The sequence below is a fragment of the Shewanella hafniensis genome, from assembly GCF_019655335.1.
GTDB lineage: Bacteria > Pseudomonadota > Gammaproteobacteria > Enterobacterales > Shewanellaceae > Shewanella > Shewanella hafniensis.
Map to the genome: position 1 here is coordinate 1 of NZ_BPFD01000166.1, position 1749 is coordinate 1749.

Genomic DNA, 1749 nt, shown 5'->3' on the forward strand with positions numbered 1-1749 from the left:
GCTACCGCAAAAAAGCAAATTCCTATAGCATTATTCATACCCATTTACACGGATGTGGCAGCGGCCAAGTCCAACAAGCGATTTATGCCCTGCAAACAGCGCAGCGCATAAATACTAAGACGTTAGGACGCAAATGGGGCGGAAATCGGGGTCAGATTAAGGTTTCCCATTAATCTTCTTCTGACCCCAATTACTCGTAGACCTGAGACAATCGAAAAAAGCGGGAAGAAGCGGACTTGATCGTACTTTCCTTACCATGTTGATAAACTCATCATGTTGATGATGAAGACGGTGATGAAGAATATGGCAGCACAACATCGCGTTGCTCGGCGGTCCCTCCCGATAGGCCCCGTGACAGCGGCGTATGAACGCAAGGTGGATGCGGAGGAGGTGCGACGAGATGACGCGCAAGTCGCTCTGGCGGCAAAACTCGATGCTCTGCACGAGTCTCTTACCTCGCTCCCACCAGTACCCCTGCGCACCGACAGACCGACAGAGAGCAGCTCTACAAGCAGCAGTCCGCTGTTACTGTTACTGACGCGATCCTTGGCATCCGCTCAGTCCTTTCTTCGAAAGAAATTCCATTTGTGGTCTTTTGGTCCACCACCGCGAGGCATGTACATTCATGGACCGGTCGGGGTCGGCAAGAGCTTTCTAATGGATCTCTTTTACGCGTCGGTTAATGTTCCTGATGATTCTTGCTGTAATAATGACAGCCACAGCTTCAAACACGTCAAAATTACCAAACGCCGTGTCCACGTTCATGAATTCATGCTAGACGTCCATCATCGAATCTTTGTCTACAAACAGAAGCACCCACGAGATGATGCGATACCCATCATTGCGCAGCAATTGGCACAGGAAGCCCAACTCCTCTGTTTCGATGAATTTCAAGTAACAGACGTTGCCGATGCCATGATTTTGAAACGACTTTTTTTATTATTATTAGATTGGAATGTCGTGGTGGTGGCCACCTCGAATCGCTCCCCCGATGCCTTGTATGAGGGAGGCATTAACCGATCCCTCTTTTTGCCATTCATAGACATGTTAAAACACACGTTCGACATTATCTCCATGGAGGATTCCGCCAAGGATTATCGACTCGAAACTCGAGCTGATGGTCAATCCTATTTTTGGTCAAACAAGGATGTTCACGGCGATAATAATAGTGATAACAACATGCAGGCGCAGTTGAAAGAAATATTTGGTGGCACTGCATCCGAAACTGAGGCCGAGGCCATTCACGTACCCTTCGGTCGCACCGTCCAGGTCGCCCGATTGAATGACCAGTGCGCCTGGTTTGACTTTTCCGAGTTATGCTACCAACCACTCGGCGCGGCCGATTATATTTCCCTCTGCGACCGATTTCAGGTCCTCATCATGGACCGGGTGCCGCAATTAGACGCCAATCACCTCGACGAAGCGCGACGATTCGTGACCCTCATTGACGTGTGTTATGAATCTCGCACCCGCTTGGTGCTAGCGGCAAAAGTCCCGCTCGATGAATTATTTGTCGAGTTTGAAGCGCAAGTTGAAAGCAGTGATGGAAATGAAGAGTTGTTTGTCAGTGAGAAGGGGGGAAACTCGAGTTCCTTTGCGACGACCATGATTCGCACCAAAGAGGGTGAACAATTTGAGTGGTCGGCGACGGGTCGAAGTGGCGTGTCACTGGCACAATTATCGGCCGCCAATGATCTCGCCTTTTCCTTTCGACGAGCCGCGTCTCGGTTGGTAGAAATGGGTGGAAAG

The 1749-nt window shown here is 49.9% G+C and carries 1 protein-coding gene; it reads left to right on the plus strand.

Annotated features, from left to right (window positions below; translation table 11 throughout):
* Positions 1 to 273: 273 nt before the first annotated feature.
* A partial coding sequence (gene zapE, locus K5Q99_RS21690; RefSeq protein ID WP_220778108.1) for a cell division protein ZapE occupies positions 274 to 1749 on the plus strand: 1476 nt, incomplete at its 3' end.